This window comes from Pigmentiphaga sp. GD03639 (assembly GCF_029845405.1).
Taxonomy (GTDB): domain Bacteria; phylum Pseudomonadota; class Gammaproteobacteria; order Burkholderiales; family Burkholderiaceae_B; genus Pigmentiphaga; species Pigmentiphaga daeguensis.
The window spans coordinates 85,358-108,301 of the sequence record NZ_JAOCLR010000019.1; the positions used below are offsets into that span (position 1 = coordinate 85,358).

The 22,944-nt window shown below is 68.4% G+C and carries 20 protein-coding genes and 1 riboswitch; of the genes, 7 read left to right on the plus strand and 13 right to left on the minus strand.

The window, feature by feature from the left end; translation table 11 throughout:
• Positions 1-57: 57 nt before the first annotated feature.
• Positions 58-618 carry a TMEM165/GDT1 family protein gene (locus N5K27_RS19190; protein WP_087837574.1) on the minus strand — a complete coding sequence of 187 codons (561 nt, stop codon included), beginning with the start codon at positions 616-618 and terminating at the stop codon, positions 58-60.
• 18 nt (positions 619-636) lie between these two features.
• Positions 637-802, minus strand: a riboswitch (yybP-ykoY riboswitch).
• 72 nt (positions 803-874) lie between these two features.
• Between N5K27_RS19190 and N5K27_RS19195 the strand changes: the two genes are divergently transcribed.
• Together N5K27_RS19195 and N5K27_RS19200 are read left to right on the plus strand one after the other, a co-directional pair.
• Complete coding sequence (locus N5K27_RS19195; protein ID WP_130356986.1) at positions 875-1,657, plus strand: M15 family metallopeptidase; 783 nt, start codon at positions 875-877, stop codon at positions 1,655-1,657.
• Between the two features lie 38 nt (positions 1,658-1,695).
• Positions 1,696-3,048: an MFS transporter gene (locus N5K27_RS19200; protein WP_087837572.1), complete on the plus strand. Its 1,353-nt coding sequence runs from the start codon at positions 1,696-1,698 to the stop codon at positions 3,046-3,048.
• Here the strand turns inward: N5K27_RS19200 and N5K27_RS19205 are convergent.
• Complete coding sequence (locus tag N5K27_RS19205) at positions 3,040-3,912, minus strand: endonuclease/exonuclease/phosphatase family protein (RefSeq protein WP_279818137.1); 873 nt, start codon at positions 3,910-3,912, stop codon at positions 3,040-3,042. The genes N5K27_RS19200 and N5K27_RS19205 overlap by 9 nt on opposite strands.
• A 137-nt stretch (positions 3,913-4,049) precedes the next feature.
• On the opposite strand from N5K27_RS19205, the gene N5K27_RS19210 reads away from it, so the two are divergent.
• Positions 4,050-4,613: an NADPH-dependent FMN reductase gene (locus N5K27_RS19210; RefSeq protein ID WP_087837571.1), complete on the plus strand. Its 564-nt coding sequence runs from the start codon at positions 4,050-4,052 to the stop codon at positions 4,611-4,613.
• A gap of 81 nt (positions 4,614-4,694) precedes the next feature.
• On the opposite strand, the gene N5K27_RS19215 is transcribed toward N5K27_RS19210, so the two are convergent.
• Positions 4,695-5,063, minus strand: a complete 369-nt coding sequence (locus N5K27_RS19215; protein WP_087837570.1) for a DUF423 domain-containing protein — start codon at positions 5,061-5,063, stop codon at positions 4,695-4,697.
• Between the two features lie 113 nt (positions 5,064-5,176).
• A complete protein-coding gene (locus N5K27_RS19220) occupies positions 5,177-5,599 on the minus strand; it encodes a VOC family protein (RefSeq protein ID WP_279818139.1) in 423 nt (140 codons plus the stop codon).
• Positions 5,600-5,726: 127 nt separating this feature from the next.
• Between N5K27_RS19220 and N5K27_RS19225 the strand changes: the two genes are divergently transcribed.
• Positions 5,727-6,608, plus strand: a complete 882-nt coding sequence (locus N5K27_RS19225) for a LysR substrate-binding domain-containing protein (RefSeq protein WP_338617553.1) — start codon at positions 5,727-5,729, stop codon at positions 6,606-6,608.
• Positions 6,609-6,733: 125 nt separating this feature from the next.
• The gene (locus N5K27_RS19230; protein WP_087837569.1) at positions 6,734-7,162 is read left to right on the plus strand and encodes a VOC family protein; all 429 of its coding nucleotides are present in this window, start codon (positions 6,734-6,736) and stop codon (positions 7,160-7,162) included.
• Positions 7,163-7,165: 3 nt separating this feature from the next.
• Here N5K27_RS19230 and N5K27_RS19235 read toward each other — a convergent pair whose 3' ends face one another.
• From N5K27_RS19235 to N5K27_RS19250, 4 genes are read right to left on the minus strand one after another with little or no spacing between them, the layout of a single operon-like run.
• On the minus strand, positions 7,166-8,590 hold the full coding sequence (locus N5K27_RS19235) for an MFS transporter (protein WP_087837568.1): 1,425 nt from the start codon (positions 8,588-8,590) through the stop codon (positions 7,166-7,168).
• Positions 8,587-9,999, minus strand: a complete 1,413-nt coding sequence (locus N5K27_RS19240; RefSeq protein WP_279818143.1) for a TolC family protein — start codon at positions 9,997-9,999, stop codon at positions 8,587-8,589. Before N5K27_RS19240 ends, N5K27_RS19235 begins: the two co-directional genes overlap by 4 nt.
• 10 nt (positions 10,000-10,009) lie before the next feature.
• Positions 10,010-13,096 (minus strand): MexW/MexI family multidrug efflux RND transporter permease subunit, encoded by a 3,087-nt coding sequence (locus N5K27_RS19245; protein WP_087837566.1) that lies wholly within the window; start codon positions 13,094-13,096, stop codon positions 10,010-10,012.
• 13 nt (positions 13,097-13,109) lie between these two features.
• Complete coding sequence (locus tag N5K27_RS19250; RefSeq protein WP_087837565.1) at positions 13,110-14,216, minus strand: efflux RND transporter periplasmic adaptor subunit; 1,107 nt, start codon at positions 14,214-14,216, stop codon at positions 13,110-13,112.
• A 171-nt stretch (positions 14,217-14,387) separates the two neighbouring features.
• On the opposite strand from N5K27_RS19250, the gene N5K27_RS19255 reads away from it, so the two are divergent.
• Positions 14,388-15,011: a MarR family transcriptional regulator gene (locus N5K27_RS19255; protein ID WP_087837564.1), complete on the plus strand. Its 624-nt coding sequence runs from the start codon at positions 14,388-14,390 to the stop codon at positions 15,009-15,011.
• 123 nt (positions 15,012-15,134) lie between these two features.
• On the opposite strand, the gene aspS is transcribed toward N5K27_RS19255, so the two are convergent.
• The 5 genes from aspS to N5K27_RS19280 form a co-directional block, all read right to left on the minus strand.
• Positions 15,135-16,934 (minus strand): aspartate--tRNA ligase, encoded by a 1,800-nt coding sequence (gene aspS / locus N5K27_RS19260; RefSeq protein ID WP_087837563.1) that lies wholly within the window; start codon positions 16,932-16,934, stop codon positions 15,135-15,137.
• 76 nt (positions 16,935-17,010) lie between these two features.
• Entirely contained in the window at positions 17,011-17,610 is a 600-nt protein-coding gene (locus N5K27_RS19265) for a DUF502 domain-containing protein (RefSeq protein ID WP_087837562.1), read from the minus strand.
• Positions 17,611-17,656: 46 nt separating this feature from the next.
• A complete protein-coding gene (locus N5K27_RS19270; protein WP_087837561.1) occupies positions 17,657-17,986 on the minus strand; it encodes an FmdB family zinc ribbon protein in 330 nt (109 codons plus the stop codon).
• Between the two features lie 188 nt (positions 17,987-18,174).
• The gene (locus tag N5K27_RS19275) at positions 18,175-19,452 is read right to left on the minus strand and encodes a putative Na+/H+ antiporter (protein ID WP_087837560.1); all 1,278 of its coding nucleotides are present in this window, start codon (positions 19,450-19,452) and stop codon (positions 18,175-18,177) included.
• A gap of 378 nt (positions 19,453-19,830) precedes the next feature.
• Complete coding sequence (locus N5K27_RS19280) at positions 19,831-21,864, minus strand: methyl-accepting chemotaxis protein (protein WP_087837559.1); 2,034 nt, start codon at positions 21,862-21,864, stop codon at positions 19,831-19,833.
• 214 nt (positions 21,865-22,078) lie between these two features.
• Here N5K27_RS19280 and N5K27_RS19285 point away from each other — a divergent pair.
• Positions 22,079-22,944, plus strand: an 866-nt coding sequence (locus N5K27_RS19285; protein ID WP_279818148.1) for a manganese catalase family protein, incomplete at its 3' end; no start/stop codon positions are given.

Here is a 22,944-nt window from a genome sequence, read left to right on the forward strand (position 1 = left end):
GCTTGCATGAAGATCGTGTTGCACCGTCCCCGGGCCGTCCGGGGACGAGCCCCGCGATCAGAACAGGCCGAGCAGCGCGGCCAGTCCCAGACAGGCGAAGATCAGTGCCGCGATGCCATGCACCAGCCGCACCGGCAGCCGATGGGCCAGCTTGTCGCCCAGCAGCACGGCGGGCACATTGGCGATCAGCATGCCGAGCGTGGTGCCGGCCACCACGGCGTAGTAGGCATGGAATTGCGCGACCAGCGCCACGGTCGCCACCTGCGTCTTGTCGCCCATTTCCGCCAGGAAGAATGCCACCACCGTGGTGCCGAACACGCCCAGCCTGAGCTTGCCGGTCTCGGCTGCGTCGAGCTTGTCGGGAACCAGCATCCAGACCGCCATGGCGATGAAGGAAACGCCCAGTATCCAGCGCAGCGCGTCGGGACCGATCACCTGCGTCAGCCACGCGCCAACGGCGCCGGCCAGGGCATGGTTGACGATGGTCGCGGTGAAGATGCCCAGGATAATGGGCCAGGGCCGACGCCAGCGGGCAGCCAGGAACAAGGCGAGCAGTTGGGTTTTGTCGCCGATCTCGGCCAGGGCGACGATGCCGGTCGAGACGAGGAAGGCTTCCATGTTTGATACGCGCTCCGGGCCGGACGGTTGACCGAATGATCGTGCAACAGCCCCGGCCCACCGGAAGCTGCACGATCAAAGGTCTTGCCAAGTCCTGGACCGCCTGCGCCATGCCCGTAGGCAAGTGTGTTGACGCAGGCCCTTGCACCCAAAGGCAAGGAGGCTACTCCCCAATGACGGGCGCAAGTATAGCGCAACTGGCCCGCCGCGCGCCGTACGCCGCATAATATGCGCTGCTTCAAGATGGAATGCCCGAATGAAGAACCGCTCCTCCGACCAGGACGACCGGCGCCCGGCCGGTTCGCTGGCACAAGCCACCGGCGCCTGTCTCGCCGCCGCGGCGCTGCTCTCGCCGGTCGCCCACGCCCAGGAAGACCCGCTTCTTCCCATCCCCGTCGGCTTCGTCCACCTGACCGACGTCGCCCAGACCGTGCGGCTGGACATCCGCTATCACGGCAGCGCCAACTTCATGGGCCGGCCGGCGGCGGGCTACGACGCCCCCACCTGCATCCTGACCGAACCCGCCGCGCGGCGCCTGCTGGCCGTGCAGCGCGAAGTCCGGCCCCAGGGCCTGACGTTGAAGATCTTCGATTGCTACCGGCCCCAGCGCGCCGTGACCGATTTCGTGGCCTGGACGCGCGACGCCGCCGACCAGAAGACCAAGGCCGAATACTTCCCCGGCGTGGACAAGGCCGCGCTGCTCGAACTGGGCTACATCGCCGAGCGATCCGGCCACAGCCGGGGCAGCACGGTGGATCTGACGCTGGCCGCGCTGGAGCCTGAAACCGCCTCCGCCCTGCCCGTCCGTGGTCCGCTGCTGGCCGGCGGCGAGGTCGACATGGGAACCCCCTTCGACCTTTTTGATGTAAAGTCGCATACAGACAATCCTGATTTACCCGAGGCTGTCCGACACAATCGCCGGTTCCTGAAGGAACTGATGGCCAGGCACGGTTTTCGCAACCTGCCCGAAGAGTGGTGGCACTACACTCTGGACGAAGAGCCGTATCCGGATACCTATTTCAATTTCCCCGTACGCTGATCCGCGCGCCGCGCGCACGGCGCGCGCACAACAAGAAGATGCATCCCCTGGACGGACTTACCCCGCCGCGCAAGTACTGGGCCCTGGCAGCCACGATGCTGGCGATGGCGATGACCGTCCTGGAAACCACCATCACCAACGTCGCGCTGCCGTCCATCGCGCGTGACCTGGGCGTCTCGCCTGCCCAGGCCGTCTGGATCGTCAACACTTACCAGCTCGCGATCGTCGTCGCCCTGCTGCCCTTCTCGTCGCTGGGAGAAATCCTGGGCTACCGGCGCGTGTTCGGCGCGGGCCTGACGGCCTTCACCATCGCCTCGGCGGGCTGCGCGATGTCGCAGTCGTTCACGATGCTCATTTCCTTCCGCGTGTTCCAGGGCCTGGGCGCGGCGGCGGTCATGAGCGTCACGCCGGCCCTGCTGCGCTTCATCTATTCCCAGAAGCAGTTCGGCCGGGCCATCGGCTATAACGCCCTGGTCGTGGCGACCTCGTCCGCCGCCGGGCCGATGATAGGGTCGCTGATCCTGTCGGTCGCCTCCTGGCCCTGGCTGTTCGCGGTCAACCTTCCCATCGGCCTGTTCATCCTGTCCATCGGCAGCCGCATGCTGCCCGAGACCGAACTCGCCAAGCGTCCTTTCGATGCGCTCAGCGCCACGCTCAGCGGATTGACCTTCGGCCTGATCGTGGTGGGCGTGGACCGGCTGCTGCACGATTTCATGACGGCGCTCGCGCTGCTGGCCGGCGGCGCGGTGGCCGGGCTGGCGCTGGTCCGGCGCGAACTGACCCAGGCGACGCCGCTGCTGCCGCTCGACCTGCTGCGCATCCGCCAGTTCGCGTTCTCGGTCGGCGCCTCGGTCTGCGCGTTCTCGGGCCAGACCATTTCCTATATTTCGCTGCCGTTCTACTTCCAGCAGATCCTGGGCCGCAGCCAGCTGGAAATGGGCATGCTGATGGTGCCCTGGCCGCTGGCGGTGGCCATCGCGGCCCCCGTGGCCGGACGCCTGTCGGAATCCGTCGCGCCCTCGATCCTGTGCTCGATAGGTGCCGGACTGGTCGCCGGCGGCCTGGTGGTCATCTCGTTGCTGCCCACCAGCACGCCCAACGGCTGGATCATGGCCTGCATGGTGCTTTGCGGCACCGGCTTCGGCATGTTCCAGACTCCCAACAACCGGGTCATGCTGACCGCGGCCCCGCGCCATCGCAGCGGCGGAGCGGGCGGCCTGCAGGCCACGGCGCGCCAGTTCGGCATGGCACTGGGCGCGGCGCTGGTGGCGCTGGCGTTCACCGCCGCCTCGGCGCACGGGCCGACCACGGGCCTCGTGCTGGCCGCCGTCTTCCTGGCCGCGGCGTCCGCGGTCAGCGCGGCGCGGCCAGGCACCCGCATGTCAAGGTAGTTCGAGCTCGGCCAGCAGCGGCGCGTGGTCCGACAGGCGTGTCCAGGGCCTGCCGTACAACACGCTGGCCTGCCGGACCGAAAATCCGCGCTGGTAGATCCGGTCCAGCCGCAGCCACGGAAAGATGGCGGGGAAAGTGCGGGGCGGACGCGGCGCCATCAGTTCGTTGCCCATGCCGAGCTTGGGCGGGCCCTGGAACCCGGGCCGCAGCCGCCAGGGCGAGGCTTCCCCGCCCCGCAGCACCCGGCCCAGCATGCGGACCGAATCGCGCAGGCGCGGCAGTTCCACGTTGTTGCCCCGAGGCGCGGTCGCGAACACCTCGTGCAAGCCCAGGCGTTCGACCAGGATGTCCGACAGCACGTTGGTCCAGTCGTTGAAGTCCCCGGCGATCAGGATGGGATCCGACGACGGCACGACTTCCTCGATGCGCGACACCAGCGCTCCCACCTGGCGCGACCGGCTGCCGGCGAACAGTCCGAGATGCACCACGAAGCAATGCACCTCGTGGCCGCCGATGCCCACGCGGGCATGCAGCAGGCCGCGCTGCTCCAGGCGGTGATCGGAGATGTCCTGGTTCTGGTGCGACAGGATGGGGAAGCGCGACAGCAGCGCGTTGCCATGATCGCTGTGCCGGTAGACGGCATTGCGGCCATAGGCGGCCTCCAGCCTCAGGGCCGCGGCCAGCATCTCATGCTGCTCGTGCAAGGTACCGGACTTGTCGTTGCGCCCCTGGACTTCCTGGAGAAAAGCCAGGTCGGCGCGCAGCCCGTGCAGGCCGAGGCGCAGTTCCTGCACGGACTCGCGCTTGCCCAGGGCGGACATGCCCTTGTGGATGTTGTAGCTGACGATACGAACGACTGACATCGTGAGCATCAAGGGGGGACAAGGGATTCATTCTAGTGGATTCGCTGCGCTATCATGAATCGGCAGTTCCCCCGCTCCGGTGCGGCCGGCGGCCGCGCTCCGGCATCCCCTTTTCTCATCCAGATCCGGGAATCTTCATGAGCACCTACAAGATCGGCGTGATCATCGGCAGTCTCCGCAAGGAATCGTTCAACCGCCAGCTGGCGAAGGCCGTGACGAAACTGCTGCCATCCAACTTCCAGACGGAGGAAATCGCCATCGGCGATCTCCCCCTGTACAACCAGGATCTCGATACCGCCCTGCCCGGGCCCGTCGTCACGTTCAAGCGGCAGGTGGAAGCCGCGGACGGCCTGCTGTTCTTCACGCCGGAATACAACCGGTCGTACCCCGGCGTGCTCAAGAACGCGCTGGACTGGGGCTCGCGCCCCTGGGGCAAGAGTTCGTGGCCGGGCAAGCCCGCCGGCATCATGGGCGCCTCGCCCAGCCAGGTCGGCACGGCCCTGGCGCAGGAACACCTGCGCATGGTGCTGTCGGCGCTGGACGTGCCCGTGCTGCCTCAGCCGAGCATCTTCGTGCAGTACACCGGCGGGCTGGTGGATGCGGACGGCAAGATCACCAATGAGGCCAGCGCCAAGTTCATCCAGGGATTCGTGGATCGGTACGTGGGCTGGATGGAGAAGTTTCCCCCCCCTACGCCCTGACGGGCGCCCCCCGGGGGGCGGCACTGGCGGACCGGCGGAGCCGGATCCGCTGTGCCCTGGCAACCAACGGGCTGGTGGGGGTCAGCGGTTGGGCATGAGGGCGGCGATGGCGACGCCCAGCCAGCCTACGATCATGGCGCCGCCGCCGAAGGGGGCGGTGCCCCAGAACAGTTTCATGCCGGCCAGTTGGCGCAGGGCCAGGTCCACCGAGAACAGCAGCGTGCCGGCGATGATCAGGGCCGCGGCGCCGATCAGGGCGGTGCGGCCGCGCTGGACGTGGGGCACCACGGCGGCCAGGCCGGTGATGGCGGCGGCATGCAGCAGCAGGAACAACGCGGCGGTGGACAGGATGCCTCCACCCGTCAGGTGCGTGGCCATGGCGGCCAGCATGACGCCGGCCGCGCCCATCGGTGCGGCGCAGCCCAGCAAGACTCGAGAAGATAACAACATGCAGCGCTTCCTTGAAAAATGGCCCCACGCTTGCCGCCGCGCGGCGGCGCTGCCCCGCCAGGGGCGGCCCGGCGATGAAAAACCGGTCGGGCCCGGGTCGCGCCGCCGGCCGGCTACTTCGCGAACACCTGGCCGAGATCGCCAAATGCCTTGAATTCGAGCGCGTTGCCCGAAGGATCCAAAAAGAACATAGTAGCCTGTTCGCCCACTTCCCCCTTGAAACGGACGTGTGGCTCGATCACGAACCGGGTGCCGGCCTGGCGCAGTTTTTCGGCCAGGGCCTCCCATTCGTCCATGGGAAGAATGGCGCCGAAGTGGCGCACGGGGACGTCGTCCCCGTCGACCGCGCTGGTATGGCGCGTGCCGGCCTCGCCCGGCGACAGGTGGGCCACGATCTGGTGCCCGTAGAAATTGAAATCGACCCACGCGTCCGAGCTGCGGCCCTCGGGACAGCCGAGCAGGCCGCCATAGAAGGCTCGTGCCTGCGCGAGATCGTCGACGGGGAAAGCCAGGTGAAAGAGCGGGATGCCAGCCATGAGGAAACTCCGGTGCAGGCCCGCCATCCGGGCCCGGGCTATGATTGTATTGAACGAAACTTCCGATGCGAAACGAAAGTTTCCCGGCCTTGTCATCGATTTTTTCTATTAGCATCCAGGCATCCCCATGGTGATCCGCTACCTACAAACCTTCATGGCAGCCGCGCGGGCTTCGTCCTTCTCGGCCGCCGGCGCGCGCCTGGGGCTGACCCAGTCGGCCGTCAGCACCCAGATCAAGCGGCTAGAGGAAGACCTGGGCTGCCTGTTGTTCGAGCGGGCGGGCAAGTCGGTCCGGTTGAGCGAACGCGGGCGCCAGTTGCTGCCCGAGGCCGAGCACATCGTGCAGCGCTACCAGGCCATGCGCGGCGCCAGCCGGCAGCCGGCGCCGGTGGCCATCACCGTGGGCGCGATTTCCACTGCACAGACGGGGTTGCTGCCCGGCGCGCTGCGGCGCTTCCGGCAGTCCCTGCCCGCCGTGCATGTCAACGTGGTGCCGGGCATGTCCTCGCAGCTCCTGGCGCAGGTGGACGAGCAGGAACTCGACCTGGCCGTGCTGATCAAGCCCAACCTGAACCTGCCGCGCCACCTGAAATGGACCGCGCTGATGCGCGAGCGCTACGTCGGCATCGCGCCGCGCGGAACGCGGGGGGACTGGGAGGCGGTGGCGGCGGCGCTGCCGTTCATCCGCTACAACCGCAAGTCGCATGGCGGCCATCTGGTCGACCAGTTCCTGCGCCGCCTGTCGACCGGCGTGGACGAGCTGATGGAACTGGACGAACCGGCCGTCATCCTGCGCATGGTCCGCGAGGGGCTGGGCTGCGCCGTCATCCCGGGCACGCTGGTGGATGCGGCCGCCGACAGGCAGGTGCGCATCGTCGAGCTGCCCGGGCCGCCCTTCTTCCGCGAGATCGGCGTGGTCGCGCATCCGCGCGAGGCCAACGAAGCCGTGCTGGCATCGCTGGTCGAAAGCATGCGGAAACAGGCGGTCGAGCTGGAAGCGCGCGCCTGACGCCGCCCGCCGGCTGGCACGGACATCCCCGGAAACGATGCGGGCGGCGCGGCGCCTTGTCCATCGCGCGCATGCCATGCTACGGTTTTCGTACGTTCCGACGCCTGCCTGCCAGGAGACCGCCCATGACACGCACCTCCATCATGCCTTGCCTGGTCTACCGCGATGCCCCCGCCGCCATCGACTGGCTGTGCCAGGCCTTCGGCTTCACCCAGCACCTGGTGGTGCCGGGGGACGGCGGAACCATCGCCCATGCCCAGCTCACCCTGGGAGACGGCATGATCATGCTCGGCTCGGGTACGAGCGAACTCATGCGCCAGCTTACCGCCCTGCCGGCCGACATCGGCGGCCGGCAGACCCAGACGCCCTACGTCGTCGTCGCCGATCCCGACGCGCACTACGCCACCGCCATCAAGGCCGGTGCCCGCATCGTGCGCCCCATCCAGGAGGAAGATTACGGCGGCAAGGGCTATACGCTCGCCGATCCCGAAGGCTATGTCTGGCATTTCGGGAGCTACGACCCGTGGCAGGACTCGGAACTGAATCCCCCGTAGCCCTTACGCCGTCTCCTGCCGTCCGGCCACGCGGCGCGACAGGAGCACGGCCAGCGCGGGAGCGATGGCGAAAGTGCCGAACAGCCAGAGGGCGGCCCGCTGGGCGCCGGCCACGCCGCCCGGATCGGCCAATCCGGCCGCGTTCGCCACCATGCCGGCCAGCGCCGAGGCCAGCGACATGGCGTACAACTGCACCGTGGTGATGGATGCCGAGGCCAGGTTTTCTTCCCCCGGCGGCGCCGCGACGAATAGCCGCGTCAGCAGGTGCGGCCAGCCCACCCCTATGCCCAGCCCCACGCCCGCCAGCGCCAGGCAATACAGCGCCAGTCCGGGCACGCCCTCCAGCCACCCGGCACGTGGCGTCAGGACCGCCATGGCCACCAGCGCGCCCAGGCTGATCCAAGGGCCGGCCCGCACCATCCGGTCGGCCGCGGCGCCGCGCCGGCCGGCGCTGCCCACCGAACCCAGCGTCCAGCCGCCGGCCATGACGGCGGTGAGGTAACCGGCGGCGAGCGGCGTCATTCCGTGGATGACCTGCAGGAAGTACGGCACGAATATCTCGGTCGTGATGCCGACCACCAGCAGACTCATCAGCGCATACAGGAGGCCCAGCCGCGCCGACAGCGAATATGCGCCAGCCGGCAGCAGCCGCGCGGCCGCGCGCCGGTCGATCGCCGCGATGCCCACGGCCAGCACGCAACCCGCCGCCACGCCGGCCAGGTTCCACGCGGCGCTGGTGCTGAGACTGCCCAGGGACACGGCCAGCACCGATACCACCAGGAGGCCTATGGTCGCGTAGGGCGGCCGCATGCCAGTGTCGCCGGCGGAACGGCTCCGGCCCGGCAACTGGACGGATACGATCGCGGCCAGCACGGCGGCCACCGGGATCAGCGACCAGAAGGCCCAGCGCCAGTGCCCTTGCCCGGCGAACAGCCCGCCCACCGCCGGGCCGCACAGCGTCGCCACGCCCCACATGCCCGACACCAGGCCCATCGCCCGTGGCCACAGCCGCGCCTCGAACACCTGGCGGATCAGCGCATAGCTCAGCGCGAGCAACACGCCGCCGCCGAAGCCCTGCACCGTTCTCGCGGCCAACAGGCTGGGCATGGACGGGGACAACGCGCACCACGCCGACCCCGCCGCGAAGGCGCAAAGCGCCAGCAGGTAGGCGCCGCGAGGACCCAGCAGTTCCAGCAGGCGGGCAGACAGCGCCGACCCGACTATGGACGCGACGACGAACAGCGAAGTGTTCCAGGCGTAGTACTCCAGGCCGCCTATGTCGGCGATCATGCTGGGCAGGATGGTGGTCACGACGTAGACGTTGATGGCATGCAGCGCGACGCCGCCGGCCAGCGCGATGGACCGCAACGCGTTGCGGCCATGGAGCAGTTCGCCCCAGGAAGCCTCGGGCAAGGTCGATGCGCTCATGAATTTCCTCCGTCCGTGCCCATGCCCCAGCCCAGGGCCTTGTACAGGGCCACCGCGTTCACGTACGAGGCGGTCTCCGCTTCCGTGGCCTCCTGGCTGATCTGGTAGTAGCTGCGCTGGTTCTCCAGCACGGCCAGATACGGCCCCGCGCCGGCCCGGTAGCGCCGCGTGGCGATCTCCAGTCCGGCGCGCGCATGCTCCGCGGAGCGCGCCAGCGCGGCCAGGCGCTCCTGCTGGCGGGCCAGCCGCGTCAACGCCCCCTCGACCTCTTCCTGCGCCAGCAGCAGCGTCTGCTCGTAGCGGGCCTGCGCGCCGGTCGACTGCGCGTGAGCGGCGCGCAGGCGTGCGCGGGCGCTGCCCAGCCGGAACGCCGGCCAGTCGACGGTGGGCGCGACTTCGAACGCCCGCGCGGCGCCGCCGAGGTCGCCGCCGCGCAGTGCGAAGAAACCGATGAACCCGCCCAGGCTCACACGCGGATAGAGGTCGGCGGTAGCCGCGCCCTCGTTTTCGGTGCTGGCGGCAAGCAGTCTTTCGGCGCGCACCACATCGGGCCGGTTGCGGATCAGCGCATCGACGTCTCCCAGCGGCAGGCGGCCCACCAGCGGAGCCTGCCCGCCGGCATCGGCCGGCGCAGCCGTCTCGCCCGGCCGCCGCCCCAGGAGCACGTCCAGCCGGTAGCGGGTCTCCTGGCTGGCCGCCCACAGCGGCGCGATGGCCGCCTCGCTGCGGGCCAGGTTGGCGCGCGCGTTTTCCAGATCCTCCCGCAGTCCGCTGCCGGCGCGGACGCTGGCGTCCACCAGCCGCACCGTCTGGCGCCAGCTCTCGGCCTGGGCCCGCGCGACATCCAGGCGGCGCTGCAAGCCCTGGTACTCGTAGTGATAACGGGCGACGTCGGCGGCGATGGCCAGCCGCACGCGGTCCAGGTCCGCCCGCGCCGCATCGGCCTGCGCCTGGGCCGACGCGGCCAGGTGGGCCAGGCGGCCGAACAGGTCGATTTCCCACTGCGCATCGAACCCGGCGCGGAAGTTCTCGAAGGGCTTGCGCTCGGGATCGCCCGTGGCCATGGCCTGCTGCTGGACGCCGCGGCGCCAGGCGGCCTGCGCGGTAACGGCGGGATAGCGGTCCAGCTCGCGCTCGTCGTACATCGCCCGCGCGCCTTGCAGGCTGGCATAGGCCTGGCGGACATCGTGGTTGTGTTCCAGCGCGGCGGCGATCAGGCGTTCCAGCGCGGGATCGTCGAAGAACGACCACCAGGGCGCCGTGGAAGGCTCGGCGGCGAACCGGGCCTGCTCGGGGCTGGCCAGCGCAATCGGGGCCACCTGCGGCGCCTCGTAGCGGGGCCCGACGGCGCATCCGGCGATCAGTGCCGCCATGGCCAGCATGGCGGGCATGACAGGTTGCTTGTACATGCGATGCTCCTCAGTGCGCCTGCGGCGCGGCGGCGCCGGCCTCGGCCAGCTCGCGCCGGCGCGCTGCGCCGGTGGCGTGGTCGCGGGCCAGCAGCGAATAGACGGTGGGCAGCACGAACAGGGTGAACAGCGTGCCCACCACCATGCCGCAGACGATGACGATGCCCAGGCCGAAGCGGCTTTGCGCGCCCGCGCCGGAGGCGCCCAGCAGCGGCAGCAGCCCGAACACCATGGCGGCCGTGGTCATCAGGATGGGCCGCAGGCGGATCTGCGCGGCGCGCAGCACGGCCTCGATGGGCGTGAGCCCTTCGGCGGCACGCAGCTCGTTGGCGAACTCCACCATCAGGATGCCGTGCTTGCTGATCAGGCCGATCAGCGTCACCAGCCCGATCTGCGTATAGATGTTGAGCGTGGCCCCGCCCAGCGCCAGCGGCACCAGCGCGCCGCAGATGGACAGCGGCACGGTGATCAGGATGACCAGCGGATCGACCAGGCTTTCGTACTGGGCCGCCAGCACCAGGTAGATGACGATCAGCGCCGCGGCGAAGGCCAGCGCCAGCGCATTGCCCTCCTGCTTGTACTGGCGGGCGTCCGATTGCCAATCGTGGCTGAAGTCGGCAGGCAGGCTCGCCGCGACCGACTCCAGGAACGCCACCGCGTCGCCCAGCGTCACGCCAGGCGCGGGAATGGCCTGGAAGGTGGCCGAGTTCTGCTGGTCGAACTGGGTCAGCTTGTTGGGCTCGACCTGCACCGACACCGCGACCACCGCCGACAGCGGCACGAGGTCGCCGTCGGCGGTGCGCACGTACTGGAGCGCCAGGGCCTCGGGCGTGAGCCGCCGCTCGCGCGTGCTTTGCGGGATCACGTCGTACGAACGGCCGTCCAGGCCGAAGCGGTTGACGTAGTTCTCGCCCACCAGCACCGCCAGCGATTCGCCGATGTCGCGCATGCCTATGCCCAGGCTGTTCGCCTTGGCGCGATCCACCTTCACCTGCACGACGGGGTTGTTGTAGTCGAGGTCGCTGTCCACCACCACGAACAGGCCGCTCTGGCGCGCCCGCTGCTTGATGTCTTCCATGGCGTCGAACAGCGTGCGGTAGTCCATTGAACTGCGCAACACCATCTGCACCGGCAGTCCCCCGGTGGAGCCGGGCAGCGCAGGCAACTGGAACGCGAAGATGCTGCTGCCCTCGACGTCGTTCACGGCCGCCTGCAGCGCCGACTGGACCTCGGCCCCCGACCGCTCGCGCTCGCCCCACGCCGACAGGTCGATGCCGCCGATGCTGGAGGCCAGCCCGTCGCTGCCGTTGATGATCCAGCGCCCCGTGGTTTCGGGCAGGCTCTTGTAGATGTCGTCCAGCTTGCGCGAGTAGTGTTCGACGTAATCGAGGTTGGCATACTGCGGCGACTTGACCGCGGTCAGCACGCTGGCCTGGTCCTCCACCGGTGCCAGTTCGCGCTGCGGCATCGAATACAGCACCGGCAGGCTCACGCAGACCGCCAGCGCCAGCGCGCCGGTTACCCAGCGGTGCCGCAGCGAACGTTGCAGCACCGCCGCGTAGCCGCGCGTCAGGCCGCCGAAGAAACGCTCGGCCAGCCGCGCCATGCGTCCCTCGTTCTGCTGCGCGGGCAGCAGGAATGAGCTCATCACCGGGGACAGCGTCAGCGCGATCACGCCGGACACCACCACCGAGCCGGCCAGCGTGAAAGCGAACTCCTTGAACAGGGCGCCGGTCAGCCCGCCCATCAGGCCGATGGGGGCGTACACGGCCGCCAGGGTCAACGTCATCGCGATGACCGGACCCGCCACTTCGCGCGCGCCGATCAGCGCGGCCGCGGCGGGCGAACGCCCTTCCTCGATGTGCCGGTGGACGTTCTCGACCACCACGATGGCATCGTCCACCACGAGTCCGATGGCCAGCACCATGGCCAGCAGCGTCAGCAGGTTCACGCTGAACCCGAAGGCCAGCATCAGCGCCGCCGCGCCCAGCATGGACAGCGGGATGGTGGCGATCGGCACCAGCACCGTGCGCAGCGACCCCAGGCACAGGAAGATCACCGCCACCACGATGACCAGCGCCTCGATCAATGTGTGCACGACCTCGTCGATGGAGGCCTTGATGAAGCGCGAGGTCTCGAATGCCAGCCGCGCGTGCACGCCGGGCGGCAGCGTCTTGTCGATCTCGGCCAGTTGCTTGCGTATGCCGTCCACGATCACCAGCGGGTTGCCGGACGGCGTCGAGGCCAGGCCCACGAAGATCGCCGGCGTGCCGTCCATGGTGGCGCTGCTCTCGGTCGAGGCCGCGCCCAGTTCCACGGTACCGACGTCGCGCAGCCGCACCAGTCCGTCGGCGCCGCTGTGGACCACCATGTCGCGGAATTCCTCGACGCTGATGAGATCGGTATTGACCCGGACGTTGGCGATCACGTACATGCCCTTCACCTTGCCGGGCGCCGCCTGGTAGTTGTTGCGCCGTACCGCCTCGGCCACGTCCGCCGCGGTCAGGCCGCGGCCGGCCAGCCGGTCGGGATCCAGCCACAGGCGCATCGCCAGCCGCTGCCCGCCGTAGACCGAGACCTTGGCCACCCCCTCGATGCCGGAGAACTTCGGTTCCACCACCCGCCGCACATAGTCGCTCAGGGCCGGCATCGACAGCGTGTCGCTGGCGAAGCCGACATAGGCCACGTCGGTGGACTCGCCGGCCGACCGTTCGATCACCGGATCGTAGGCCTGCTCGGGCAGCCGATAGCGCACCTGGTTGACCTTGGCCATGACCTCGGCCAGGGCCTGCGTGGAATCGCGGTTCAGCTCCATGCGCACCGTCACGACGCTGCGGCCCTGGACCGAGGACGAGGACAGGTAGTCGATGCCTTCCACCGAGGACACGGCCTGGGCGATGGGCTGCGTGACGAAGCCCTGCATCAGCTCGGCGGAAGCGCCGGGATATTCGGTCGTGATGGTGACGGTGGAACTCTCCAGCAGCGGATACTGGCGGATCGGCAGCCGGGTCAGGGACAACAGGCCCAGCAGCAGGATGAGCGCGCTCACCACCAGGGCCAGGACCGGGCGGCGGACGAATACGTCGGTGAACGTCATGGCGGCACCCGGTTCAGATGCCGGAGACGCGCGTGGCGGACACCGTCTCGCGCAGCGTATCGCCCGCGCTCGGCTCCACCGGCATCCCGTCGTTCAGCTTGAGCTGGCCCGAAGTGACCACGCGATCACTTTCGCGCAAGCCCTCTTCGATCTCGACCAGGCCTTCGTGGCGCGCGCCCACCTTGACCGCCACCCGCTTGGCCACCAGCCCCTTGCCCGGCGCGTCCTGCACGACGAACACGGTATCGCCGTAGGCGGTATAGGTGACCGCGGTCTCGGGCACCGCCAGCACCGAGGCCGGGCCGTCCTGGCGCTCGACCCTGACGCTCGCGTACATGCCCGCCTTCAACGCGCCTTCCGGATTGGGCAGGGTTGCCTGGACCCGCACGGTGCGCGAACGCGAGATCATCGGATCGATCGCGTTGATCGTGGCGCGAAAGCGCCGGCCCGGATAGGCGTCCACCAGCACCTCCACGGGCTGGCCGGCACGCAGCCGTGGAACGGCCTGTTCGTCCAGCGAGAAGTTGGCCCGCAGCGACGCGGCATCGACCAGGGATGCGATGGGATCGGCGACGTTCAGGTACTGGCCGGCATGGACGCGGCGCAGGCCCAGCACGCCGTCGAAGGGCGCGCGCACCGTCTTCTGCGCGATCAGGGCCTGGACCCGCTGCAGTTCTCCCTGCGCCATGTCCCGCGCGGCACGGGCGTTGTCGAGCTGTTCGCGCGTGGCGGCATCCTCCTCCAGCAGCCGCAGCACGCGGGCGTGCTGGAGTTCGGCATTGCGCAACTGCGCCTCCAGGCGACGCGCCTCGGCCTGCTCGGGTGCGTCGTTCAGCTGCACCAGCACCTGCCCGGCCTTGACCCGCTGGCCCGACTCGAACGCGATACGCGTGATGCGCCCGCCCGCTTCGGTGGCCAGGAGGACCTGGCGCACCGCCTCCAGTTCGCCGACGCCCACGTAGACCCGGGGCAATCGGGCTCGCTGCACGCTGGCGACCGCCACCTTGGGCGCGGGATAGGCGGCGGGGGGAGGCTCGTCGCCGCCCGATGCGGCGACGCGCACGCCGGCCAGGACGACGGCGGCCAGTATCGCCGTGCCCACCAGGATTTTCTTGCGCATGATGCGGACCTTGAAGGAGGAGAGGCCCGTTCGGACACGGCCGGAGAACCCGGGAACGCGAACGCAAGCCGGATTCCTCGACAACGGGACCGGCAGGGCCTATTATCAAAGAAATTTCTTGCATATTAGAGAGCGTCTTTTATTTATGCAAGAAAGACCTTGGAAAATTGAATGGTATTCCCCACCGCCGATCGCATCCTGTTCTTCATCAAGACCCATGGGCCGGTCTCCACCGCCACCCTCGCCCGCAAGCTGGACCTGACCACCGAAGCCGCGCGCCAGCAAGTGCAGAAGCTCGTGGCGGCAGGCCTGGTCGAGGGCCGCCAGCAGCCCGCGGCGGGTGCCGGCCGGCCGCGCCAGGACTGGGTCCTGACCGAGGCGGGCAATCGTCGTTTTCCCGATACGCACGCCCAGTTGACAACGCAGTTGATCGACTCGATCCGGCAGTTGTTCGGCGAGGAAGGACTGGACCGCCTGATTGCCAAGCGCGAAGCCGAAGCCAGGGCCGCCTATGCGGCGGCGTGCGACGGCAAGAGCCTGGAGGAACGCCTGCGCCAGCTGGCGCAGGTCCGCTCCAACGAGGGCTACATGGCGAGAGTGGAACGCGACGGCGCCGACTGGCTGCTGGTGGAGGACCATTGCCCGATCTGCGCGGCGGCGCAGGCATGCCAGGGTTTCTGCCGCTCGGAACTGCAGTTGTTCCAGGAGATCGCGGGCAAGGACACGCAAGTGGCGCGCGAGCAGCACCTGCTGGCGGGAGGCGGCCGCTGCGTGTACCGCATCCACAAGGTGTAGGTGCCGCTTCGCGGCGGCGCCGCCCCCCAAGGGGGCCTTTTCATCCTGGCGACGGTCCGGCGATGAAAAAAGCCCCGCCTCTTGCGAAGCGGGGCCCGGATGGCGTGCGGCGAAGCCGGCCGCTTACTGCGCCGTCTTGACCTCGGCGGCGCGCAGGCGCACGTGCAGTTCGCGCAGCTGCTTCTCGTCCACCTCCGACGGCGCGCCGGTCAGCAGGCACTGGGCGCGCTGGGTCTTGGGGAAGGCGATCACGTCGCGGATGGACTCGGCGCCGGCCATCATCGTGACGATGCGGTCCAGGCCGAAGGCGATGCCGCCGTGCGGAGGCGCGCCGTATTGCAGCGCGTCCAGCAGGAAGCCGAACTTGACCTGGGCTTCCTCGGCATCGATCTTCAACGCGCGGAACACCTTGCTCTGCACTTCCTCGCGGTGGATACGAACCGAGCCGCCGCCGATTTCCCAGCCGTTCAGCACCATGTCGTAGGCCTTGGCCAGGCAGGCGCCGGGATCGGTTTCCAGCAGGTCCTCGTGGCCGTCCTTGGGCGAGGTGAAGGGATGGTGGGCGGCGGTGTAGCGCTGCTCTTCCTCGTCGTACTCGAACATCGGGAAGTCGACCACCCACAGCGGCCTCCAGTCGCCTTCCAGCAGGCCCTGCTTGCGGCCGAACTCGCTGTGCCCGATCTTCACGCGCAGCGCGCCGATCGAGTCGTTGACGATGCGGGCCTTGTCGGCGCCGAAGAACAGGATGTCGCCGTCCTGGGCGCCGCTGCGGCCCAGCAGTTCCTGCAGGGCGGCGTCATGGATGTTCTTGACGATGGGCGACTGCAGGCCTTCGCGGCCCTTGGCCAGTTCGTTGACCTTGATCCAGGCCAGGCCGCGGGCACCATAGATGCCGACGAACTGGGTGTAGGCGTCAATCTCGCTGCGGCTCAATTCCGCGCCGCCCGGCACGCGCAGGGCGACGACGCGGCCGCCCGCGCTGTTGGCGGCGCTGGCGAAGACCTTGAAGTCGACATCCTTCATGACGTCGGTCAGGTCGGTGAACTCGAGCTTGACGCGCAGGTCCGGCTTGTCGGAGCCGAAGCGGCCCATGGCCTCGCTCCACGGCATGACCGGGAACGGGTTGGCCAGTTCGACGCCCTTCACTTCCTTGAACACGTGACGGATCATGTTCTCGAAGATGTCGCGGATTTCCTGCTCGTTCAGGAACGAGGTCTCGCAGTCGATCTGCGTGAACTCGGGCTGGCGGTCGGCACGCAGGTCCTCGTCGCGGAAGCACTTGACGATCTGGTAGTAGCGGTCGAAGCCCGACACCATCAGCAGTTGCTTGAACAGCTGGGGCGATTGCGGCAGCGCGAAGAAATGGCCCGGGTTGACGCGCGAGGGCACCAGGTAGTCGCGCGCGCCTTCCGGCGTGCTCTTGGTGAGCATGGGCGTCTCGATGTCGATGAAGCCCAGGCCGTCCAGGTACTTGCGCGACTCGATCGCCACGCGGTAGCGCAGCATCAGGTTCTGCTGCATCTGCGGGCGGCGCAGGTCCAGCACGCGGTGCGTCAGGCGGGTGGTCTCGGACAGGTTCTCGTCATCGAGCTGGAAGGGCGGCGTGACCGACGCGTTCAGGATCTCGATGTCGTGCGCCAGCACTTCGATCTCGCCCGACTTCAGCGCGGGGTTGGTCGTGCCCTCGGGGCGCTTGCGCACCAGGCCGGTGACGCGCACGCAGAATTCGTTGCGCAGGCGCTCGGCGATCTGGAAGGTGTCGGCGCGGTCGGGATCGCAGACGACCTGGGCCAGGCCTTCGCGATCGCGCAGGTCGATGAAGATGACGCCGCCATGGTCGCGGCGGCGGTGCACCCAGCCAAACAGGGTCACGGTTTGTCCCAGGTGCTCGGTCGAGACCTGGCCGGTATAGCAGGTACGCATGGAATCTCCGTCTAAATTGGTGTGTATCGATGCAGGGCCGGGCCGCGCACGCGCGCGCCGGACGTCCTTGGCGACGTCAATTGCCCCGCGCCGGGGAACCCGGCGCCACCACCCCCATCGATACGATGTACTTCAAGGCCGCATCCACAGACATGCCGAGCTCGACGATATCGGCGCGCGGCACCATCAAAAAGAAACCCGACGTCGGATTCGGCGTCGTCGGCACGTAAACGCTCACGCAGTCGGCGGGCAGGTGTTCGGCCACCTCGCCGCCGGGCGTCCCGGTCAGGAAGGCCAGCGTCCAGGATCCGGCGCGGGGATACTGCACCAGCACCGCCTTGCGGAAGGCCTGGCCATTGGGCGCCAGCACCGTGTCGCTGACCTGCTTGACCGAGTTGTAGATCGAACGCACCAGCGGGATGCGGCCCAGCAGGCCTTCCCAGACCTCGAGCAGCTTGCGCCCGAGCAGGTTGGCCGCGCCCATGCCCGTCAGCAGCACCACCAGGATCACCACCGCCAGGCCGAACCCGGGAATATGGGTGCCGAACAGCGACTCGGACGTGAGCACCGAGGGCACGACGGCCTCGAGCGTCGACACGACCAGGCCCAGCACCCACAAGGTGATGACCAGCGGGACCCAGATCAGCAAACCGGTGACGAAGTAGCGTTTGAACACGAAGGTTCCAGTAGGAGCGGACGGCGCCGCCAGCGCCGCGCCCCGGTCAGGTCGAGGCCGGCGTGCTCGGCGCCGGCGCGGCGGGCGTCGACGAAGTTCCCGAATCCGAGCCGGACGAAGCGCTTGCGGCGGACGAGCTGCTTTCCGTGGACGAGGCGGCTGGCGAGGCCGAGCCGCCGGACTTGCCGCCGCTGTTGTTGCGGAAATCGGTCACGTACCAGCCCGACCCCTTGAGCTGGAAGCCAGCCGCGGTCAATTGCTTGGAGAACGTGGACTGTCCGCATTGGGGACAGTCGGTCAACGGGGCATCGGACAGCTTCTGCAATACATCCTGCTGGTGTCCGCAGGCACTGCACTTGTAGGCGTAGATAGGCATCGCCAAGACTCCTCAGGCATACCGGTTCATCCCCACGTCAGCGGGGAACACTCAAAGAGCGGCCAAAGCTATCTGGACCGGCGGGCCGGACTTCGGGAAATTAATCAAAGCCTTGAATTTTAGCGATTTTTTGAGTATTTAGCGCGACGAGGTGGAAAAACGGCGCGGGCGGGAAATATCCCCCGTCCCTAGACCGGCAGCAGGAAGAAGACCGCCGCGATCGCCGTGGGCAGCGAGGCGCCCATCAGCAGCGCCACCGGCGTGATGGTCCCGCCCGGGAAAGAGCCCTTCAGGACCGCGAAACCGGCCGGATTGGGCGCGTTGGCGATGACCGTCAGCCCGCCGCCGGTGACGGCGCCCGCCACCAGCATGGTGCGCCATGCTTCCGAGGTGCCGTCCACCAGCGAGCCCAGGTAGGTCAGCGCCGCGTTGTCGGTGACGGCGGTCAGGGCGGTCGCCCCCCAGTACAGCACCAGCGGCGACATATCCGCCAGCAGGTCCTGCAGCCACCATTTCTGCAGGCCTCCCAGCACCACCAGCCCGGCCAGGAAGAAGCCCACCATCAGCCCTTCCTTGATCATCAGCGGACGCTGGTACTTCCGGTAGGCCTCGGTATAGCCGATGAACAGCAGGAACAGGCCCACGAACACCGCCGGATGGTGCGCGAACAGCACGACCGCGGCCAGGAAGGCCACGTGCACGGCCGTCACGGTGGCCGGCACCCGGCGTTCCTCGCCTCCCGGGCCGGACGCCGCCGGCGCGTGCGTCCGGACCAGCCGATGGAAGCAGAGCGTCACGATCAGCGCGTTCAGCACCACCGCGCATGCCGCGCGCCAGCCGAAATGGGCCAGCATGTAGGCGCTGTCCCAGCCGAAGGTGGACGCCACCATCAGCACGGGCGGCGCCGCGTAGGAGGTCAGGACGCCACCGATCGAGACGTTGACGAACAGCACGCCCAGGGTGAAGTACTTGAAGCGGGAGCTGTCGATGCGATGGAAACTGGTGTCGCGCAGCATGACCGCGGCCAGCGTCATGGCCGCCGGCTCGGTGATGAACGACCCCAGCAGCGGCACCACCGACAAGGTCAGGAAATAGACCGCGACCGACCGGCTGCCCGGCACCACCGCCGCGACGGCGCCCACCAGTTGCGTGACCAGGTTCAGAATCGGCCGGCTGGCGGCGATGACCATGATGGCGAACACGAACAGCGGCTCGGTGAAATTGCGCGTGTCCATGTACTCGACCGCCGCCCCGGCGCCCGCCAGGCCCGCCATCGCCACCAACAGCACGAAGGCCCAGAATCCGAACACGGCCTCGACCTCGGACAGCATGTGCCAAAGCCCCGCATGCCGCCCCCCCTTGTGCGCCAGCGCGGCGAAGACGGGCACCGAGAACGTGTGGATGATCGCGATCGCGAACAGGACGGTGGCGATCAGCTCGATCGCGCTGACGGAGGCAGGAGTCATTGCTGGTGGGCGTCTTAGACTGGCAAGGTGCCTGTGGAGTGTAGCCCACCCCCTACGCCCTTCGGGCGCCCCCTCAAGGGGGCGATGCGGGTGGACCGGCGGAGCCGGATCCACCGCATCCTGGGTCTAGTACCGCTGTCTTGGGTTGTCGTGCCGGTGCTTCGCTGGCTGTCAGCGGTAGCAATCGTGCTTCAGTCCACGATGGTTTCCCTAGAGCCAGGAAACCGCGGATCTGGCTCCGCCAGTCCGCCGGTTTCGCCCCCTCGGGACCCGGCGCCGGGCCGCCCCAAGGCGGGTCCCGGCCCCCTTGGGGGGCTGCCGCGTAGCGGCTGGGGGCCCACCATTCTGGGCGCGCGAAGCGCGTAGGGGGGGCCCCAATCACGTCCTCAACGTGCGGATGGTCTCGTCCAGGACTTGCGCCTGGTTCTGCAGCGACTCGGCCGACGCGACCGACTGCTGCACCGCGGCCGCCGATTCCTCGGAGTACTGGGCGATCTGCTCGACCCGGCTGGCGATCTGCTCGGACGCCGACTTCTGCTCCATCGCGGCGTTCGAGATGTCGGCGATGACCTCGGCGGTGCGGCCGGCGGCCTCGCGAATGCGGACCAGCACGTCGCCGGCCTGGCGGGCGCCTTCGGCCGAGCGCTGCATGTCGGCATTGACCTGGCGCATGGCGTCGGCGGCCAGCGCGGTCTGCTTCTGCACGGCGGCAATGACCTGGGCGATCTGGGAAGTCGAGGACTTCGTGCGCTCGGCCAGGCCCCGTACCTCGTCCGCCACCACCGAGAAGCCGCGCCCTTCCTCGCCGGCGCGGGCCGCCTCGATGGCGGCGTTCAGCGCCAGCAGGTTGGTCTGCTCGGCGATCTCCTGGATGGTCTTGACCACCGCCGAGATCTGGCGCGACGAGGCCTCCAGTTCCTGCACCACCTCGGCGGAACTGGCCACCTGGCTGGCCATCTTCTCGATCTCGGACACCGTCTGGGTCACGACCACCGCGCCTTCCTCGGCGGCCGTGCTGGACGTGCGCGAGAAGCTGTTGGCTTCGCGGGTGTTGTCGGCGATCTGGGAGATCGACACGGTCAGTTGCTCGACCGCGGCCGCGACGCCGCTGGCCGCCTCGGACTGCACCTCGGTACCCTTGCCGATCTGGTGCAGGGCCTGGAGCGTCTGGGTCGTGGCCGTGGCGACCTGCGACCCGGTCGAATTCATCTGCTGGGCCAGGTGGGCGATGCGCGCCCGCGTGGCGTTGATGCGGTCGGCCATGATGTGGATCTCGTTGCGCGATCCGCGCGGCCCCGCCGGCACGTCGCGCGTCAGGTCGCCATCGCCCAGCCGCCCGATTCCCTCGACCACGTCGCGCACCGGCCGCAGCGCGGTGGACATCTGGTAATAGGTCAGGAGGCCGGTCAGGAGGCCGCCCACGACCAGCAGCGCCACCATCAACCCGATCTGCCGGTACTGCGCCGCCATGAACTCGGCCTTGGGCCCGGTCGCCACCAGCGTCCAGCCCCAGTTGGGCACGGTCTGGAAGGCGACCAGCATGGTGGAGTCGTCGGTGGAACGCGTGGCTTCCAGGAAACCGCGGTCCTGGTCGACCATGTGGTAGTAGAAGGAGCGGTCGGCCTCGGCGGCCTCTTCGACCGTCTTGCCCTTGTAGAGCGGATGGACCAGGAACTCCGAGGTGCCGTTCATCCTGGGCGTCATCGCGAACATGGTGCCGTAGCCCGCCACCTGCGTTTTCTCGATGAACTCCAGCGCGCTGCCGACGTCGTCCGACAGGTCGACCTGGAGCGTGATGCCGCCGAAGATCTTGCCGGTATCGTCCTTGAGCGGCCGCACGTGTAGCGCGTACCAGCGCTTGTTGCGATAGACGATGTTGGTCGCGGCCTGTTGGGTATCCATGGTGGTCGCGACGAAATCGTCGGCCGGAATGGGCTGGCCGGTCATCGGCGAGCCGTCCGGCCCGCGCAGCAGCGTCGCGGCGCGGATCCACCGGTTGTTGTGGCGCACGACCAGTTCGGGCTCGGCACCGGTATAGCTGCGCATGCGCTGCAGGATCGCCGAGTTGCCGTTGAGCACGTTTTCCCCGGCGCGCACGGTCATGACCTCGCCGGCGACGCCGGTTTCGGTCATCGTGCCATCCGGCGACGGCAGTTCGCCCAGCATGCGCTGGAATACCAGCAGCTGGCGTTCGACCCGCCCGCGGGAGGACTCGAAAGAGGACACCAGGCTGGAATTGATCGAACCGAGCGCGTCCATCATCTCGCGCTCGACCGCCTCCTTGCCCGCTTGCAGTCCCTGCCAGGCCACGACGACGGCGGTCACCAGCGAGACGACGGCGCTGACGGAAAGCGCCAGCACCAGTACCTGCTTGGCCAGAGATCGCTGACCCAAGCCGAGAGACACAGCCATTGTTTACCCCAAACCGTTGTTGCCGGCTCGTACCGGTCGTTTCGTGCGCTCGCGTTCCCTTCGCGGGCGGGCGTGTCTGTGTTTACGGCAGCGGGGACCGGGAATTGAGCATTTTTTGCGGGAGTATTGCGGGCCGGCGTACCAGGGATATCCCGGTAGGCGGCATGGGAATGATTCCTGCGGAGCGAAGCGCTCGCCCTTCAAGGAGATCCTCATGTTCGCGCACAACAAACGCCTGCAATACACCGTCCGCGTCTCGGAATGCAACCCGGGCCTGGCCAACCTGATGCTGGAGCAGTTCGGCGGTCCGCAGGGAGAACTCGCGGCCGCGTGTCGCTATTTCACCCAGGGGCTGGCCGAGGACGATCCCGGCCGCAAGGACATGCTGCTGGACATCGCCACCGAGGAGCTGAGCCATCTCGAGGTGATCGGGACCATCGTCGCCATGCTCAACAAGGGCGCCAAGGGCAAGCTGGCCGAGGCGGCCGAGGAAACCGCGGAGCTCTACCGCTCCATCACCGGAGCGGGCAACGATTCCCACCTGACCCAGGTTCTCTACGGCGGCGGGCCGGCCCTGATCAACTCGGGCGGCGCCCCCTGGCATGCCGGCTACATCGACTCCATAGGCGAGCCCACCGCGGACCTGCGGTCGAACATCGCCGCCGAGGCCCGCGCCAAGATCATCTACGAGCGCCTGATCAACCTGACCGACGACCCGGGCGTCAAGAACGCGCTGCAATTCCTCATGACGCGGGAGGTCGCGCACCAGCAGTCCTTCGAGAAGGCCTTGTACGCGATCACGCCCAACTTCCCTCCCGGCAAGCTCCCGGGCGACCCCCACTTCACCAACGTGTATTTCAATATGTCGCAGGGCGAAGGCGACATGCGCGGCTCCTGGAACGACGACGGCCATTTCACCTACGTCTCCGAGCGCGAGGAACAGTGCGCGGTGGACGGGGGCGACGGCCAGCCGCAGGTAACGTTGACCGCGGATGAGCAAGCCGCGCTGGAGGATCTTGCCACCCGCACGGCCTCCGATCCGGAAGTGGATCCGACCACCGGGGCGGAACTGGGGTCGGC

Excerpts from the sequence above, each read along its gene's own strand:
- N5K27_RS19190 (WP_087837574.1), bottom strand. The coding sequence starts at position 618 with ATGGAAGCCTTCCTCGTCTCGACCGGCATCGTCGCCCTGGCCGAGATC.
- N5K27_RS19195 (WP_130356986.1), top strand. The coding sequence starts at position 875 with ATGAAGAACCGCTCCTCCGACCAGGACGACCGGCGCCCGGCCGGTTCG.
- N5K27_RS19200 (WP_087837572.1), top strand. The coding sequence starts at position 1,696 with ATGCATCCCCTGGACGGACTTACCCCGCCGCGCAAGTACTGGGCCCTG.
- N5K27_RS19205 (WP_279818137.1), bottom strand. The coding sequence starts at position 3,912 with ATGTCAGTCGTTCGTATCGTCAGCTACAACATCCACAAGGGCATGTCC.
- N5K27_RS19210 (WP_087837571.1), top strand. The coding sequence starts at position 4,050 with ATGAGCACCTACAAGATCGGCGTGATCATCGGCAGTCTCCGCAAGGAA.
- N5K27_RS19215 (WP_087837570.1), bottom strand. The coding sequence starts at position 5,063 with ATGTTGTTATCTTCTCGAGTCTTGCTGGGCTGCGCCGCACCGATGGGC.
- N5K27_RS19220 (WP_279818139.1), bottom strand. The coding sequence starts at position 5,599 with ATGGCTGGCATCCCGCTCTTTCACCTGGCTTTCCCCGTCGACGATCTC.
- N5K27_RS19225 (WP_338617553.1), top strand. The coding sequence starts at position 5,727 with ATGGTGATCCGCTACCTACAAACCTTCATGGCAGCCGCGCGGGCTTCG.
- N5K27_RS19230 (WP_087837569.1), top strand. The coding sequence starts at position 6,734 with ATGACACGCACCTCCATCATGCCTTGCCTGGTCTACCGCGATGCCCCC.
- N5K27_RS19235 (WP_087837568.1), bottom strand. The coding sequence starts at position 8,590 with ATGAGCGCATCGACCTTGCCCGAGGCTTCCTGGGGCGAACTGCTCCAT.
- N5K27_RS19240 (WP_279818143.1), bottom strand. The coding sequence starts at position 9,999 with ATGTACAAGCAACCTGTCATGCCCGCCATGCTGGCCATGGCGGCACTG.
- N5K27_RS19245 (WP_087837566.1), bottom strand. The coding sequence starts at position 13,096 with ATGACGTTCACCGACGTATTCGTCCGCCGCCCGGTCCTGGCCCTGGTG.
- N5K27_RS19250 (WP_087837565.1), bottom strand. The coding sequence starts at position 14,216 with ATGCGCAAGAAAATCCTGGTGGGCACGGCGATACTGGCCGCCGTCGTC.
- N5K27_RS19255 (WP_087837564.1), top strand. The coding sequence starts at position 14,388 with ATGGTATTCCCCACCGCCGATCGCATCCTGTTCTTCATCAAGACCCAT.
- aspS (WP_087837563.1), bottom strand. The coding sequence starts at position 16,934 with ATGCGTACCTGCTATACCGGCCAGGTCTCGACCGAGCACCTGGGACAA.
- N5K27_RS19270 (WP_087837561.1), bottom strand. The coding sequence starts at position 17,986 with ATGCCTATCTACGCCTACAAGTGCAGTGCCTGCGGACACCAGCAGGAT.
- N5K27_RS19275 (WP_087837560.1), bottom strand. The coding sequence starts at position 19,452 with ATGACTCCTGCCTCCGTCAGCGCGATCGAGCTGATCGCCACCGTCCTG.
- N5K27_RS19280 (WP_087837559.1), bottom strand. The coding sequence starts at position 21,864 with ATGGCTGTGTCTCTCGGCTTGGGTCAGCGATCTCTGGCCAAGCAGGTA.